Raw genomic sequence first — 15,962 nt, 5'->3', positions numbered from 1 at the left:
CTCCAAAATTACTCATTATTTTATTTCGATATACTAGTAGCATATCATTAAAAGGCGTTTTCAACAATCAAAATTTACTTTTGCCATCTATTCCATTATAACAATGACTTTAATTCAATCTCAGGATACTTATCCTTAAACCAATTTTCAGCAAATTGGTTATCAAATAAGAAGAGAGGTTGATCGAATCGGTCTTTCACTAACAAATTACGACTCGAAGACATATTCGGATCTAAATCCGCTGGATCTATCCAACGGGCTACTTTATGACCTATCGGCGTCATCACAATTTCGGCATTATATTCATGGAGTAATCGGTGTTGGAATACTTCAAATTGCAGTTGACCTACTGCTCCAATAATATATTCTTCCGTATGATACGTCTTATAAAGTTGGATTGCTCCTTCTTGAACCAATTGTTCCATTCCTTTGTGGAAAGATTTTTGCTTCATCACATTTTTAGGTGTTACTCGCATAAAAAGTTCTGGCGTAAATTGAGGGAGTGGTTTAAACTTCACTTTTTTTCCATTATAAATGGTATCTCCAATTTGGAAATTCCCCGTATCATATAGGCCGATAATATCTCCTGCAACAGCCAACTGTACTTCTTCTCGGGCGTCCGCTAAAAATTGTGTCGTATGCGCCATACGCAACTTCTTATTTGTTCGTTCAAGGGTAACATTAATTCCAGGTTCAAAAACACCAGATACGATTCTAATAAAAGCAATACGATCTCGGTGAGCAGGGTTCATATTTGCTTGAATTTTAAAAATAAAACCTGAAAAGTCCTCTGAATAAGGTTCGACTTCTTGACCATCTTCTGTTTCAATCGCGCTAGGATGTGGCGCTAAATCCACATAAGCATCAAAAAATGTTTGAACGCCAAATCCTGTTAAAGCTGATCCGAAAAAGACAGGTGTAAGTTTTCCTTGTTGAATTTGCTCTAAGTCAAAGGGGTTACCCGCCTCCGATAACAGCATGGCATCTTCCATCGCTTGTTGATAGACAGAAGATTCCTTAAAGTCATAATCGCCATCCACATCTCCTTGATCATTCAAAGGTAAATATAAATCATCTTCATCGTCTTGGGGATTTCTCAATTCTAAGCGTTGATTGTATAAATCATATAAACCAATCAAACTTTTACCCATTCCCATTGGCCAGTTCATAATATGGGCGTTAATACCTAGGACTTCTTCGAGTTCCGCAACTAATTCTAACGGTTCACGGCCGTCGCGGTCTAATTTGTTCATAAAAGTAAAGACCGGAATCCCTCGATGACTTACAACCTCAAATAATCGTTTTGTTTGAGGCTCAATCCCTTTCCCCGAATCGACTACCATCACAGCGGCGTCAACGGCCATTAAGGTACGGTATGTATCCTCGGAGAAATCCTCATGCCCGGGTGTATCAACAATGTTGATTTGATGATTATCGTAGTGCACTTGCAAAACCGAACTGGTGACTGAAATACCCCGTTGCTTTTCAATCTCCATCCAGTCTGATTTTGCAAATTTATTCGATTTCTTCCCCTTAGCTTTGACCGTCCCTTTTTCACGAATCGCGCCACTAAATAATAGCAAAGCTTCTGTTATCGTCGTTTTACCCGCGTCAGGGTGACTAATAATCGCAAAAGTTCGACGCTTATTCACTTCTTCGACAATATTAATATTCATGCATTTCTCCTTAATAATCTTCTCAACAAGAAACCCGAACATCTTAAGAGTGAACCCTATAGATGATCGGATTTCAAACGAAGTGTTATAAATTACTTAACTACTTTTAAATTCGAAGTCACTGTTTCCGTTTGATCATTTAACTCATTGGCCATGACTTCGTGAATAATGCTTTTCAAGTTTGCTTTTTCTTCACGTGTTAATGGATTTTGATTATTGATTGTGTCTTTCGATTGATTCACCGTAGGCTCCATCTCGTGTACACCTTCGAGTTCATCGATATGCAACTTAAAAGTCGCAACAGAATCTTTTGGAAAATACGCTTTAAAATCAGTACTATCAAGCTCGCTTTGAAATTTAGCCAAAACATCTTTCATATTTTGTTTCATTTGGATTAATTGGTCTTGTAGATTTTGACCTGCTTCGACTAATCCCGTTCCTTGGTTAGCAATATCTGATTTATATTCGTACACTTGGTGGTTCGTTCGGTCAATAAGTTGGTTAGCTTTTACGTGTGATTCATCGAGAATTTCATTGCCACGCATTCTTGCGTCAACGATACTTTCTTTTAATAAATCTTCCATCTCAACATACGAAGCCAGTTGCTCTTCCAATTCTGTGATTTGTTGTTCTAGGCGGTTAATTTTTTCTTGCTGCTCTTTTAATAATTGGTCCGTTTGGGTTGGATTATAGCCGAATATACTCCGCGATAATTGATTCATCATTTAACTCCTTTAATTCGTTACGATATCATTTATTCGCCGATACATTCAGATTGTAAGTACGCCTCAACTAATTGATACGTCGCATCGACAGATTTTGAATGAGTTCGTTCATAAGCATGGCTCGCATCGATTCCTGCTCCGATCAGTCCATGGCGAACATCGACTCCCGCTGACATTGCAGCAGAAGCATCACTCATATAGAATGGATAGATATCTAATTTATAGCCAATCTCATTTGCTTGGCAAAGTTTCACAAAATGGTTGCGTAAACCTAAGTGATATGGACCCGAAGCATCTTTCACACAAATCGAAACAGTATACTCATCGGTGGCTTGGTCATCACCAATTGCTCCCATATCTACTGCAAGATATTCAACCGTCTTATCACAAATATTAGAATTACCACCATAGCCAATCTCTTCATTATTTGAAATAAAGAAATGTGTAGTGTGCGCTAGATCTAGCTGTCCCTTACTTACTTTTTCAATAATTTCAAGTAAAATTGCAACACTTACTTTATCATCTAGGTGACGTGATTTAATAAAGCCTTCTTCTGTAATAACTGGACGTGCGTCAAATGAAATAAAGTCCCCAACTTGAATCCCTAACTCTTCAACGTCTTTTGGTGATTTCACCTCATAATCTAGACGCACTTCAATATTACTTTGGTTGCGCTCTAGCGTTCCAGCTTCGCGGTATACGTGTGTACTTGTCTGATGTAATAAAATTGTTCCCGTATATTCTCGATCTGTTAAACTTGAATGAACGGTACAGTATTCTCCTTCAATCATATTGTATGGGAACCCACCAATACGATCAATCTTCAAACGACCATCTGGTTTTACGCTACGAACGATAGCGCCCAACGTATCCACATGGGCTGTGACAAAACGATGTTGCTCATCATTTTTCCCTTTCATGGTAACTAAAATAGCTCCTTTATGGGTCACTTGATAGTCAACATTTAAGGCAGATAATTTCTTACTAATAAAATCGATAATTCGAGCTGTGTGTCCTGTTGGTGATGGAATGGAAGTTAATTCAACCACAGCTTCTAGTCTTTTTCTTGATTCAGTGGATAATTCGGTCATTTTATATCACTCTCTTTCTATTCTTTCGCATACACCTATAGTTTACCTTATTTATCGGCTAATTTGAAGCCGTCCATACGGTTTTTAATTAATTATTATTGATCCATTGCTGCATATCATCAGGTAATTCCTGTCTAAAAAGCATCGGCTGTTCAGTAAAAGGGTGATGAAACGCTAGTAAATGGCAATGAAGCGCAGGTCTTTGCATATTATAATGGTAAACTCCACCATAAAGCGTATCGCCAATTAATGCGCCCTCAAGATGACTTAGATGAACCCGAATCTGGTGTGTTCTACCTGTGTAGAGTTGTAACTTTAAAAGTGCCCCTTGAGAATATTGATTTTGAAGCCAAAACTCGGTTAACGCAGCCTGACCTGTTGGAGAAACCGTACGAGTAATAATGGAATCATCGCTTCTAGCAATGGGTGAGTCGATAAAACCATGGTCTGGCCAAATAGATCGATGACTGATCGCTAAATATTGCCGCGTTAATTTTCCCTCTCTCAATTGTCGATCAAAAAAAGCGTGTGCGAGACGATGTTTAGCAATTAACATTAATCCTGTAGTATCCTTGTCTAATCGGGTAACCACATGGATTACTTGGTCTGGATATGCTTTCTGTTGATAATATCCTTTCAACCGATTGGCGACCGAATCATCTGGATTTAACATCGATGGAATCGAAAGGAGGCCTGCTGGTTTATTCACAATCAAAAAATCTCGATCCTCATAGTGAATATCCAAAGGTTCGTTCGAAGCAATCACAGTCTCATGTCCTACTTCTACTGGCGCAATAATGGTAACTAAATCATTCGGTTGCAACATATAACGAACAGTAACGGGCTGTTGATTCACCAACATCTGACCGCCTTGATATTTCACACTTTTTATAAAGTTACTCGGTAATTGCTTTTGAACTAAGAATTCTCGTAAAATTAACGGTCGCTCGCCTTGGTATTGATACTTGAATTCCATAGAAAGTCCTCTAGTCTTGTGTAGCAGCCTTAAAAAAAGCTTCAATATCCGTCATTGATGAATGATGGTTTAAACTTTGCGTTGGCAGTCCATCTTTAACAATGTATATGCGTGGAACAGTCGTGATTTCATAAGTCTCAATAATATTTTGGAAAGTAACATCTTCTTGATGTGCGTCAGTATTGTAGTAATGAATGGTAACATCTAATTCTTTCGCAATTTGATTAATCTTAGGCGCAAACGCTTTGCAATAATGACATTCGTCAAACCCAAAATAAATGACTTGTGGCGACGTTGAGGATGCATCAAGGATTTCTGTTAATGCCATTTCAGAATCAATGAGCTCTATTTGTGAGTAGTCTTGGGCAGCTTGATTACTTTGATAATTTGTCACAATTTCATCAAGCGCTTGATAGCGAGCTTCTTTGTCCTTTGCATCTAATTCTAATAGTTTTTCATCGTCCGCAAAGGTAATTGGCGCATCAATCCGATGCTCATATTGCTTCTCTAGTTGTGCTGCCGTTGGAATATTACCGTTAGTGTTTGATGCTTCACATCCTACAACAAATAGTCCTAAGCAGAGTATAATAATCCCTTTAATTTTTTTCATCCTATTTCCTCTCTCATTTATCTTAATTCATTTCGATTGACACCGATAAATGAATTTTCAACTCGGTCCCAAAATTCAATTTGTTTAAAATTAGCTAAGTGCAATCGTTCGTCAGCAATTCGACATTGAATTTTCGCTAATTCTACATCTTGCCAGCTAATATTATCGATGGTTAAATCAATCCATAGTTTATTTTGTGGAACCAATTCAATCCATTCATCTTCAGTAATAATTAAAGGTGAACCAAGAGTCCGATATACTCGATTATTTATCGAAGCCATCTCTGTCAGCTGCAAGGCATTCAGTTGTGGTGATAAGACGGCCCCTCCCAAAGATTTACTGAGCCCAGTTGAACCCGTTGGTGTTGCAACGCATAGTCCGTCACCTCGAAAGGTTTCGAATAAATAATCTTTGATGATTACATCACATACCATCGTCCCCGAATTAGAACGCACCGTCATTTCATTTAAAGCGAGCATCTTTCGTTGCGTACCATTGTTATAGGTTATTAATGTTTCAAGCAACGGATAAGAATGCGTCTGCGTCGAAGATTGTGTCACACAAGTGACCACTTGCTCTAAATCATCTGCTAACCAGTCGGTATAAAATCCCAGATGCCCCGTATGAATACCGATAAAATGACTTGTGTTTAAAAATTGGTAATAGCGGTGAAATGCTTGGAGAAAGGTTCCGTCTCCTCCAATGGTGATAATGTAATCCGGAACTTCTTTATCGGTAATAACTCTCACAGAAGCTTTATCTAACAGATCAATTAAAACTTCTTTGACTTTAAGAGATTCTTTATGGGCATTGGAATAGACCAGTACTTTATTCACGACGTTCCCCTTCCTGTTGAACGACATAATTCGGAATATTTTTAATTTTTCGCTGTTCAAAGAAATGAGTCGCCTCACGAATTTCTTCACGAATCTCAGACATTTCTTGATCTAGTTGAAAAGCCGCTTCCGAAGCACGCTCTAATCTCTTTAAAATATGTTCAGGATACTCACCTTGATATTTGTAGTTTAATGAATGCTCAATTGTAGCCCAGAAATTCATTGCTAAGGTACGAATTTGAATTTCAACGATAACAGGTTCAATCCCTCTGGCACCATGAACAGGATACTCGACTACCATATGGTATGAACGATAACCACTCGGCTTGTGATTTCGAATATAATCGCGGATTAAAATCACTTTAAAATCCGTCCGCTCAATCAATAAATTAGCCACTTCATAAATATCTTCAACGAACTGGCACATAATACGTATACCTGCAATATCTTGCACTCCAATTAACATATCTTGCGGTGCGATTTGTCGAACTTCCATTTTTTCTAAAATACTTTCACGCGTCTTAACCCGACCCGTAACAAATTCTATTGGTGCATGCTTTTGATGGGTACGATATTCATTACGGATATTTTTCAATTTTAGCTTCAGTTCTGCGACAGCCTGGGCATATGGCGCTAGGAAAATATCCCAATTATCTATAAAATTATCCTCAATCATACTTTTTCATTCCTTTTAAAACATTAATCAACTTGTCATTTACTTTATACCTTGTCTATTTTACCATAGAATGACCTACGTTAGTTGAATTATCTTTCACCTATCTATCCGTTTAAGCGAATCATTAGGATTTATGATAAGAGTTTGTTAGTATACAAGTATAAGAATGGTTGATAGGAGGAGAATCATGAATCAATATCGCATTGAATATCGACACAATGGCATAGCGAGTTATCTTGAATTATATTTATTCGTGAACCCACTTGGCCAATCTTGTTATATTTCAGAAAAGGAAATACTTAAATTACCACATTTAATTACCTCTAAAATAGATTTCCATATTTTACCTTTATTAAACCAAAATTTAATTCAAGATTACATGCGACGTCACCAAATGGACGCCAGCAATCTACAATTACGTAATCAAGTATACCGTGCGGTCTATCAAGCTGCCATCGCTTATAAGGCGGCATGCATTCAAGGCAAAAAGATTGGGCGCTTATTCTTACTTCGCATACAAGAATTGGCAAAATCAGATATTTTCACGCTCGACGAAGATCATTTTATCTCAATTGCAAAAGACCTCCAATGCGACGTGGAAACTTTTATGTCAGATTATCGAAGTGACTTTGTACGACAATTATTTATCAAAGATCAACGCATTGCACAGGAACTGCAAGTAACACAGTCACCTTCATTAGTGATTTTTGAATTTAATCATCACGAAGGACGAGTTTTAACAAACCGGCCGATCACTTGCAAACAAGCGTTAGAAGAAATTGATTCCATTGTCGAAGAAAATATTATCCATCATCAAAAACGGCAATCGAAACGACTTTTAAAACTAGTTAAAAACAAACCCGTCCAAAAATAAGGACGGGTTTTATTTTATGGCAATATAGAAATCAATTGCATCAAATGTTGAATTTGATAATTAGGTCTACGATCAATATCAATAGGTAATTCATAGTTATGGGGGTTGTACCAAACCGTTGTCAGATTCGATTGGTTTCCACCATAGATATCTGAGTTGAGGCTATCGCCAACCATTATAACGTCACTCGGCTCCGCTTCAATAGCTGATAACACATGATTAAAATAAGCCGTATCCGGTTTAGAGACGCCCATTGCTTCACTAATAAATACCTTCTCAAAATAATGATCTAATCCACTCTTAGCGAGACGTTGCGTTTGGATATGTTCGATGCCATTAGTGGCAGCATATAATGGATACTTCCCATGCAGTTGTCCCATTAATTCGTGAGCTTCCGTAATCAAATGGGCTCCTTGGGCGAGTTGATTTTCATAATAAGTAGCCACCAAAGAGGGGTCTAAATCGCTACCTAAGACTTCTAAAAATTGCTTGAATCGATTGAACCGTAACTGAGTCAATGTTACGAGATTATCTTCAAATAAGTCCCACTGTGACTGATTAATTTGAGAAAACAGTTGGAAATTTTCTTCAGCTGAATCCATCGAGAAATGATTAAACAATGATGCGAGCGCATCATATTCCGCTTCTCTAAAATTAAGCAAAGTTCCATCTAAATCAAATAAAATATGCAATGACATCTGCTCCTCCTTATCAAAAAAACCTTCTACCCATATTAGAGTGAAGGTTCATCAAAATTAATTATGCTAACGCTGCTTTTGCTTGCTCGCATAGTTGAGCAAATGCATCTGCATCATGAACCGCTACTTCTGCTAACATCTTACGGTTCATTTCAATTCCAGCTTTTTTAAGACCATTCATTAAACGGCTGTAGCTAATATCGTTTTGACGAGCTGCAGCGTTAATACGTGTAATCCATAAACGACGGAAATTACGTTTTGTTTGTTTACGGTCACGGAAAGCATACATGTGAGATTTCATCACTTGTTGCTTAGCCATCTTGTAGTTTAAGCTCTTTGCTCCATAATATCCTTTTGCAAGTTTAATTGTACGCTTACGACGTTGACGCGTAACGTATCCACCTTTAACACGTGCCATATTTATTCCTCCTTAGTACCGAATTATAAGTTGTAAATTTGATCCTTAATACGTTTGTAGTCTGATTGGCTAACTAATTCCGCTTTTCTCAATTGACGACGTTGTTTTTTCGTCTTACCGTGGAAACGGTGAGAAGTAAACGCACGTGAACGTTTTAATTTTCCAGATCCAGTTCTTTTAACACGCTTGGCTAAACCGCGGTGTGTTTTCATTTTAGGCATAATAAGTCCTCCTTAATATCATTGACATTACTTGTCAGTACTTGGCGCAATAATTGCAAACATACTGCGGCCTTCCATTTTAGGCCGAGATTCTACCACTGAGATTTCTGAAGTATCATCGATAAAATCTTCAATTACATCCTTACCGATATCTTTATGGGTAATCTCACGGCCACGGAAACGAATCGATACTTTAACTTTGTCGCCTTTTTCCAAGAAACGAATAGCTTGTCTCAATTTTGTCTGATAATCATGCTCTTCAATCGATGGACTTAAGCGAATCTCTTTAACAGCAATCACGCGTTGATTTTTACGCTGTTCTTTTTCTTTCTTTTGCAACTCATAACGGTATTTGCCATAATCCATAATTCTGGCAACCGGCGGCTTTGCATTTGGTGATACTAATACTAAATCCAACTCAAAAGATTCAGCAATGGTTAATGCATCGTCTAATGATTTGACACCGATTTGTTCACCATTATCTCCAATGACTCTTAACTCGCGCGCCCGGATATTCTCATTAATTGGTAAGTCTTTAACGATACTCCGACACCTCCATATTTTTTTCGACAAAATAAAAAGCAAGTTTGATTACAAACTCGCCGCACTAAATAAACCCTATAGTTCTTCCGATGAAGAAGGATTACTTAATATTTGCCACAATACCTAAACGTACGCGGCGAGAAACGGCCAGTTTCTACTTGTTTTTGTCAACTGCTATATAATACCACAGTTATTTATTAGAAACAAGCCTTTCTCTTATATTTTTTGATAAATAAGTGGAATCGTAATAATGAGTGCAAAATAGAACGATTGTGTCCACAAAATTGCCACATCGACGAGACCATGGGTAAGGATTACCATTACGACTGTCACAAATAGCGCTGCTTCCGGCGTCCGTTCAGTCCATAACGCTTTAAAAAATCTACAAATAATATTTTTTGCTATGTAAAGTAATAGCACCATCCCAATGATTCCATAATTCGCTAATAAGTTGATATACAATTGATGGGAATGAATATCTGCTTTATCTGTATACAGATGGAATAAATGCGAATAACTCATCGGCCCATAACCAAATAAAGGATTGCGCATAAATATTTCCCAGCCAACATGCCAAATACTAAAGCGATCTTCAAAAGCATAAACTAAGGAAGTAAATCTCGGAAAAATATTCGGGAAAGCAATCAAAAGAATTACACTAAGACCAAGTACTCCCCCGAGTGGTATCAATCGTTTGGGCTGGAGCACACTATAAAATACTACAAAAACGAAAATTGCCAACGGCAATACGATGCGTGAAGCTGTTAAAACAATCGCCATTAAATTTAAACCAATTAGTAAATAAAGCAAACGGGGTCGTAAAACCTTAGTTTCTTTTTTAAATAAATACAAACCGACCGCTAACGCAAAGAGGCAAAACATACCATAGTAATTCGCATTAAAAAATGTACCCTCTGCTCGAGTCTGAATATTAGAGTATTTGAAAATATAAAAAATCCCATAACCATGTTGAAGCGAATAAATCAAATACTTAATTAAAGATAACACAGCCACTGCGCCACTCCCAACCATTACTAATGCCATTAACTTCTCATAGCGATACGGTGTAATCCATTTTAAATAAATATGAGAAAGCAAGTATAAGATTAAATAGCCCACTGGAACCATGGTCCCTAAAAAGTTTTGATTAATTAAAGCATTCAACATGGCATAAATGAGTCCAATCATCAATACCGGTTGAGCCGTAATCATATCAACTAACGATTTGCGTTGTTCATAAAATAGATAGAAAATAACCATTAGCGCCAAAGGTAAATGGAAATATACCGGTAAGAACATAATTCCGGTTAGTACAAAAAAACTGAACGCTTCATAATCTCGAAGCATACTTTGTACCTGCTTCATGGCGGACTCACCTCCCAGTCATTTCATATTATACCAAAACCTAATGATTTGTTGATACCTATCATCTTAATAAATGTTAATTGCTAATTATTTAAGCGGCGATTAACCTTTTATTTCTTTTCATAATTCGTTATAATATTTAAGAATCTTGAAATTAGGAGGACCTTAAATGCAATCACTCACTCGAAATATACTTTCACTAGTCATAGGATTGATTCTTACTTTGAATCTTTCTTCACCGACAGTATATAGTATGAGTAAAACCCCAGACTTAGAAAGCAATCTTGACTTTAGCGAAATTGAACCTGTAGAAATGCCTGCTGATTACCCAACTGAGTTACTCGAATTTTATAATAAAAATATCGACTCACGGTCTTATATCGTTGTGGATCAAGAAACGGAAAAAATCTTAGCACAGGGATCTGCGACCACACCTTATCCAATCGCTTCAATGACCAAAGTTATTTCTACCTATTTAATTCTAGATGCGATCGACCAAGGCCAGCTTAAAATGGATGATAAAATTACCATTCCTAAAGAAATTGTCGATGGTATTTCTCACAATCCTGAACTAAGCAATGTGGGCTTAGAGGAAGATGTAGAATACCCTGTCAAAGATTTAATTTACGCTGTTATGATTGAATCAGCTAATGATGCTACTTCTGCTCTGATGTGGAAATTATACGGCAGTGAGCAAGCAGGAGTCGAGGCGATGATTAATAAATTAGCTGAGTGGAATATCACTGATGTTGCCCTTTACTCAACTTCCGGCGCTCCAAACCTTGATGTCCCTGAATCTTTCTGGATGCCAGGGTCAAATGATACACACCAAAATATGATGTCTGCTGCCGACCTTGCACTAGTGACTAAACATATTATTGAAGAAAAACCTTTTATCTTAGATATTGCCCAAACCAAAGACTATATCTTTATGGAAGGCACCGCGCAAGAGCGACCACTCTATAATATGAACCAACTACTTGAAGGCGGTACTTATGCGCGTCAAGGTGTTACTGGATTGAAGTCTGGCTTCACAAACTCCGCTGGTAAATGTTTTGTCGCAACTGGTTCTCAAGACGGTCGCAATTATATCGCAATCGCTATGGGAGTATTTGAAGAAGCTTACTCATCTTACTGGGAAATTGAAATTTTATTAGACGGCTTGCTAGATTATCCGGATTTATACCAAAAAGATTTACCGACAATTACAAAAGAAGTTGTCGTTCAAGAAGAAACCAGTATTGAAGCGACTGAAGAGTCTGAAATAGAAGAACAAACACTAACCAATCATCGTGATAATCCGATTACGAACTTTATGCGTGGCATCTTCAATTTCTTTAAAAAATAAGAGCAACCGTATCAATGTTTGATATGCCCCCCGAAAGTTAGTTTTAACTCTAACTTTCGAGGGGCATTTCATTAACTTAATTAATTAGTCTGTTTACCAATATCTATCTTTTTGGCTGGCAAAAAGCGCATAAAGTAATTTTCCTGTTGCAACAGCATCAGTCGAGGCTCGATGGGCTCGATTAAGCTGTATACCAAAATAACCACATAACGTTACCAACTTATAATTCTCAACTTGGCCACGATCGATTCGATCTTTACCTATCATATGCGTGCAATAATAATTACGCGGTGTTCGGAGAATTTGTGACCCACCTCGATAAAGAAATCTTAAGTCAAATCTTAAATTATGTCCTACAATCGGCCAATCCCCGATAAACTCATCAAAAAGTTTGACTACTTCTGAAATTTTTGGCGCATTTCTCACCATTTCATTTGTTATATTATTTATTTCAGTTGCTTCAGCCGGAATTAATTCGGATGGTTTTACCAATTGATTAAACGATTCTTTAGGATAGCCATCAACAAATTTTACAGCAGACACTTCAATAATTTCATCAGTTAAATAACGTCCTGTTGTCTCCACATCAACCGCCACATACTTTCTCAAGTCTTGTCCTCGTGGTCTAAGCAAGTAATCAACCTCATCATAACTTATAATTCGTTTGGGTTTAATCGTCTTTCTTTCACGATTCGGGATAGGGGTAAATATCGACTTAGATTGACTATTTACCTTTTCATTCGAGATGTTCTTAGATTTTAAGTCTTTTTTGTGACGATCTAATCGTTCTCGCTCACGTTTTATAATCTGATTACCCAGCACCTTTTCATTTACTTCATTTTCTTTAGCTTCAAAGCTTTCAGCGACAAACGATTCATCAGCATATGTATTGAATATTGATTGTTTATAGTCTAACATTTCCAGTATCGTTTCATCCAAACTTTCTTCAGATAACATATGGAATACTTGGACATTTTTTGTTTGTCCCATTCGATATACACGACTCACAGCTTGATTAATAGTAGATGGTTTCCACTGCGGCTCACATAATATTACAATATTTGCAGCCTGGATATTTAATCCTGTTCCACCAGAATCTATTTGAGCAAGAAGAATAGAACCACTAGGAGCACTTCCTAACTTATCTATGTATTTTTGCCGCTGTTTAGGCGGGACACCTCCTTGTATTCTACCTACAACTCGATTTTTAAGGAGTGGTTCTAAAATGTCTAAAACAAGTTTGAAAAAAGAAAAAATAATTATTTTATCATCATTTTGCGCCGCTTCTTCACATATTTCCAACAACTGTTTTATTTTTGGCGACTCTTTTTTTGTTCTTCCTTGATAACCAGCTCTCCTCATTTTATTTAGACCAGCCAACCCTTCTTCTAAGGCCTTATTATAATAGTCTCTTTCAATTTCATGGAATTCACTCCATTTTTGAATGTGTTCAATCTCAGGAAGTTCGTTAAGTACATCTAGGCGTTTGCGTCGTAAATAAACCGGTGCGATAATTTCTTTAAAATATTCAGGATTATTTTCAATATTTTTAGAATTAATGCGTGATATCACTGGTTCATTTAACATATTCAACAAGTGTTTCATTTCATCTAAACGGTTCTCAATCGGGGTACCTGTCATAAGTAAGATAAATTCGCAATACTCACTTAATTTTTCAACATCTCTTGTTCTTTGAGCCTTAGGATTTTTTAAATTATGGGCTTCATCAACAACTAAGCAATCAATTTTTTGAAGTCTTGAACGCTTTAATAAATGTTTAGTTTGCTCAAAGTTCGTTAAGAGAACACCTCCCTTAACGAGCCAATTTTCCAATTCTCTTTCGCGACTGTATCCACGATATATATGTACTGGAAGTGATGACCATTGTCGTATTTCATGGGACCAATTCGGTAACACACTTAAAGGACATAGGACCATCGAGTGTTTTGATCCTCCCTGATAGAGATGATTCATTGCAGCAATTGCTTGAATTGTCTTACCTAAACCCATCTCATCTCCAAGTAACGTCTTCGTATAGGTCAAAATATATTTGGTGCCAAAGGTTTGATATGGTCTTAATGTTGCTTTTAACTCAGTCTCATTTAGTTCAAAGCAATTCACTTCGTCAATAATATAAGTTGGTAGATCATTTACATTGTCGCCTGATCCAGCTCCTGTACTCTTCTCGAATAATGAATAATATGACGCACTATTTTCTTCAAAGTCAGACAATACTTGATCTGTAGTTACACTGCTGGATTTAGGAATTGAAATTTTATTATATTTTTCAATAAAATCTGCGAGTTCATCTAAAAAAAGATGGTACTTCTGGCCAACATATTCCTTATCTTTATCACTTAAAAGGTTATATTGATAGATATTGATAACGGGCTCTGATAAGATTTTACTCAATTGACTTAGCAAATGAGAATGTTTGGATAATTTACTGATTAGCTCTTTTTCTTTAGGAGTGTATCGTCTATAAATATATAACCATAATAGTAACTCTTTTTCGTTACCGCCCAGTTCCCTTAAATTGAATTTTGGATAATATTGTTTTGCTCTATCCAGATAAAAGCCATTAACAGCATCAACTACCTGCTGCATATTTTTATCATCACCAAATTCAGACGGAATGATTCCTTGCCAATTTCGCACATCCCCTAAGGTTTTAATTCCCTTATCTTTTAAATAGGTGATCATCTCTGAATTATGAATTCGCCTTGATATCGCATCAATCGAAATAACATCAAAATTTTCAGTAGATTTTTCATCAACAACATTTAGCCAATTATTAACAATATGTTGTTCGACCGATTTTAGATCTTTTTTCTCAATTTGCTCAACATAATACAAAGTTAGATCAGACAAACGCCCCCATAATTCATCGATCATTAATGGATTATAATCTAGAATCCTCGCAATAATATCTTGAAAAGTCCCAAAATTCTCCCGATAATCAGTAATAAAATTATGATTAGAAGAGGTCATACGCTCATATTGACTCATTTTTTCTTCGATATTTTGAACAATAATCATTTTTTCATTTGCAATACGCTGTGCATCTCTTAAGTAGTATTTATCCGATTTGCTTTGAAATAATTTAAAAAAGAAATTTTTATCTAAGCGAATAATATCTTCTAAAGCTTGATTGAATTCTTCTAAATCTTTATGTGTTTTATTCTTCAGATCTTGATACTTCTTTTTGACATTCGATTGATTAACATATTCATTGAGCAATTCTATTTCCTCTGAGCTGGGAGTCTCGCTGTTCAAATAAGGAAAGGAATAAGGTTTAATCGAATTCTTTAACTCAGCCTTTTGAACTTCATCCTTTTCGCCTATATTAATAACTAATTTATTTAAGATAGACTTTGGTAATTCATCCACCCGTTGCTGTAACGTTTGGTCCAATGACGCGCTAATATTTTTAATAATATCAGAAGATATTTCTTTATTTATTTGATCATTGATTCGATTTTTTAATTGTCTTAATTTTTTTATCTCTTCTTTTGCCTGAGACTTTTTTATTTCCATAATTTACCGTCCTATTTGTTAAATAAATATATAATTTGCTATTTTATTCATAATATCATAGAAAACGTTTTTAGTGGCGTGAACCATTAGAGAATTTATATGTTCTTCGAGTAATTATATTTCATAGGATTCAATGATAATTGCCATACATATTTACAAAAAAATCACTAATGATTCTGTAACTTTTTATATAATAGGATTAAAGGCAGGGGAAAATAGCTTGAAAAATCAACTTTAGTTAGTATTATGAAGCATTTAATTACTACTAATCATGGTAAAGTCACGTTCTTTAGGGCTTAAATCTCTCATCAAGAAGTCAAAGAGAAGACAGGAATTATGTTGCAAAATAATATTTGTGCTTAAAAATT

General features: G+C 36.3%; 15 protein-coding genes. 2 read left to right on the top strand and 13 right to left on the bottom strand.

All coding sequences use genetic code 11. The features are described from left to right. Nucleotides 1–95: 95 nt before the first annotated feature. From HMPREF9707_RS07710 to HMPREF9707_RS07680, 7 genes are all read right to left on the bottom strand, one after another. The gene (locus HMPREF9707_RS07710; RefSeq protein ID WP_006702138.1) at nucleotides 96–1,676 is read right to left on the bottom strand and encodes a peptide chain release factor 3; all 1,581 of its coding nucleotides are present in this window, start codon (nucleotides 1,674–1,676) and stop codon (nucleotides 96–98) included. Nucleotides 1,677–1,768: 92 nt separating this feature from the next. Continuing rightward, the gene (locus HMPREF9707_RS07705; protein ID WP_006702137.1) at nucleotides 1,769–2,398 is read right to left on the bottom strand and encodes a DivIVA domain-containing protein; all 630 of its coding nucleotides are present in this window, start codon (nucleotides 2,396–2,398) and stop codon (nucleotides 1,769–1,771) included. Between the two features lie 32 nt (nucleotides 2,399–2,430). Then, the gene (locus tag HMPREF9707_RS07700) at nucleotides 2,431–3,492 is read right to left on the bottom strand and encodes a M42 family metallopeptidase (protein ID WP_006702136.1); all 1,062 of its coding nucleotides are present in this window, start codon (nucleotides 3,490–3,492) and stop codon (nucleotides 2,431–2,433) included. Nucleotides 3,493–3,580: 88 nt separating this feature from the next. Continuing rightward, complete coding sequence (locus HMPREF9707_RS07695; RefSeq protein ID WP_006702135.1) at nucleotides 3,581–4,468, bottom strand: RluA family pseudouridine synthase; 888 nt, start codon at nucleotides 4,466–4,468, stop codon at nucleotides 3,581–3,583. Between the two features lie 10 nt (nucleotides 4,469–4,478). Next, nucleotides 4,479–5,078: a thioredoxin family protein gene (locus HMPREF9707_RS07690; protein WP_006702133.1), complete on the bottom strand. Its 600-nt coding sequence runs from the start codon at nucleotides 5,076–5,078 to the stop codon at nucleotides 4,479–4,481. A gap of 17 nt (nucleotides 5,079–5,095) precedes the next feature. Then, complete coding sequence (locus tag HMPREF9707_RS07685; RefSeq protein ID WP_006702132.1) at nucleotides 5,096–5,914, bottom strand: NAD kinase; 819 nt, start codon at nucleotides 5,912–5,914, stop codon at nucleotides 5,096–5,098. Beyond that, nucleotides 5,907–6,590, bottom strand: coding sequence for a GTP pyrophosphokinase (locus tag HMPREF9707_RS07680; RefSeq protein WP_006702131.1), 684 nt, complete (start codon nucleotides 6,588–6,590; stop codon nucleotides 5,907–5,909). Before HMPREF9707_RS07680 ends, HMPREF9707_RS07685 begins: the two co-directional genes overlap by 8 nt. Before the next feature lie 187 nt (nucleotides 6,591–6,777). Here HMPREF9707_RS07680 and HMPREF9707_RS07675 point away from each other — a divergent pair, with 187 nt between their 5' ends. Continuing rightward, nucleotides 6,778–7,464 carry a DsbA family protein gene (locus HMPREF9707_RS07675; RefSeq protein ID WP_006702130.1) on the top strand — a complete coding sequence of 229 codons (687 nt, stop codon included), beginning with the start codon at nucleotides 6,778–6,780 and terminating at the stop codon, nucleotides 7,462–7,464. Between the two features lie 14 nt (nucleotides 7,465–7,478). On the opposite strand, the gene HMPREF9707_RS07670 is transcribed toward HMPREF9707_RS07675, so the two are convergent. From HMPREF9707_RS07670 to HMPREF9707_RS07650, 5 genes are all read right to left on the bottom strand, one after another. Next, nucleotides 7,479–8,162, bottom strand: a complete 684-nt coding sequence (locus HMPREF9707_RS07670; protein WP_006702129.1) for a YjjG family noncanonical pyrimidine nucleotidase — start codon at nucleotides 8,160–8,162, stop codon at nucleotides 7,479–7,481. A gap of 61 nt (nucleotides 8,163–8,223) precedes the next feature. Further along, on the bottom strand, nucleotides 8,224–8,580 hold the full coding sequence (gene rplT / locus HMPREF9707_RS07665) for a 50S ribosomal protein L20 (RefSeq protein ID WP_006702128.1): 357 nt from the start codon (nucleotides 8,578–8,580) through the stop codon (nucleotides 8,224–8,226). A 23-nt stretch (nucleotides 8,581–8,603) separates the two neighbouring features. Then, nucleotides 8,604–8,801, bottom strand: a complete 198-nt coding sequence (rpmI, locus tag HMPREF9707_RS07660; RefSeq protein WP_006702127.1) for a 50S ribosomal protein L35 — start codon at nucleotides 8,799–8,801, stop codon at nucleotides 8,604–8,606. A 27-nt stretch (nucleotides 8,802–8,828) separates the two neighbouring features. After that, nucleotides 8,829–9,377 carry a translation initiation factor IF-3 gene (gene infC, locus HMPREF9707_RS07655; protein WP_415751411.1) on the bottom strand — a complete coding sequence of 183 codons (549 nt, stop codon included), beginning with the start codon at nucleotides 9,375–9,377 and terminating at the stop codon, nucleotides 8,829–8,831. A 183-nt stretch (nucleotides 9,378–9,560) separates the two neighbouring features. Continuing rightward, the gene (locus tag HMPREF9707_RS07650) at nucleotides 9,561–10,709 is read right to left on the bottom strand and encodes an O-antigen ligase family protein (protein WP_006702125.1); all 1,149 of its coding nucleotides are present in this window, start codon (nucleotides 10,707–10,709) and stop codon (nucleotides 9,561–9,563) included. A gap of 169 nt (nucleotides 10,710–10,878) precedes the next feature. Here HMPREF9707_RS07650 and HMPREF9707_RS07645 point away from each other — a divergent pair, with 169 nt between their 5' ends. After that, the gene (locus tag HMPREF9707_RS07645; RefSeq protein WP_006702124.1) at nucleotides 10,879–12,057 is read left to right on the top strand and encodes a D-alanyl-D-alanine carboxypeptidase family protein; all 1,179 of its coding nucleotides are present in this window, start codon (nucleotides 10,879–10,881) and stop codon (nucleotides 12,055–12,057) included. A gap of 93 nt (nucleotides 12,058–12,150) precedes the next feature. Here HMPREF9707_RS07645 and HMPREF9707_RS08600 read toward each other — a convergent pair whose 3' ends face one another. Continuing rightward, complete coding sequence (locus tag HMPREF9707_RS08600; RefSeq protein ID WP_006702123.1) at nucleotides 12,151–15,594, bottom strand: SNF2-related protein; 3,444 nt, start codon at nucleotides 15,592–15,594, stop codon at nucleotides 12,151–12,153. Between the last annotated feature and the right edge of the window lie 368 nt (nucleotides 15,595–15,962).

It is taken from the genome of Falseniella ignava CCUG 37419 (assembly GCF_000301055.1).
Lineage (GTDB): Bacteria > Bacillota > Bacilli > Lactobacillales > Aerococcaceae > Falseniella > Falseniella ignava.
Note: the sequence above shows the minus strand (reverse complement) of the source record. Positions and strands in the feature narration are given on the sequence as shown.